At 49.1% G+C, this 643-nt stretch carries 1 pseudogene; it reads left to right on the forward strand.

The window, feature by feature from the left end:
* Positions 1–643 (forward strand): annotated as a pseudogene (locus ACYVRA_RS08075) (polyribonucleotide nucleotidyltransferase); the annotation flags it as partial.

Genomic DNA, 643 nt, shown 5'->3' on the forward strand with positions numbered 1-643 from the left:
AAGCAACGGATATTCGCGATATTGAAATCCAGCTTGGAATTTTGCCGCGTTCCCACGGGTCCGCAATTTTCCAGCGCGGAGAAACTCAGGCGCTAGTCACCTGCACGCTTGGCACAAAAAACGACGAGCAGCATATTGAAACTCTGCAAGGCGATGTTACCAAAAGCTACATGCTCCACTATAACTTCCCTCCATATTCTGTTGGCGAAGTAAAAAAGCTGGGCATGTCCAGGCGCGAAATTGGGCACGGGCATTTGGCAGAACGCTCGCTCAATGCTGTGCTTCCAACGCCAGAAGGCTTCCCCTACACAATCCGCGTTGTATCGGAAATTATGGAATCCAATGGCTCTTCTTCAATGGCTTCGGTTTGCGGAGGCAGCCTTTCGCTGATGGATGCCGGAGTTCCAATAAGCGGTCCGGTTGCTGGCATTGCAATGGGTTTAATATCGGAAAAGGGTTCCGTTAAAGAAGGCGGGAAAATTGAAATACTATCGGATATAACCGGCACAGAAGACCATCTTGGAGATATGGATTTTAACGTGACCGGAACGGAAGCGGGAATTACCCCATTCCAAATGGACATTAAAATAAAAGGAATTACCCCAGAGCTTATGGGCAAGGCTCTTGAGCAGGCTAGGCAGGG

This window comes from Treponema sp. R8-4-B8, from assembly GCF_054786175.1.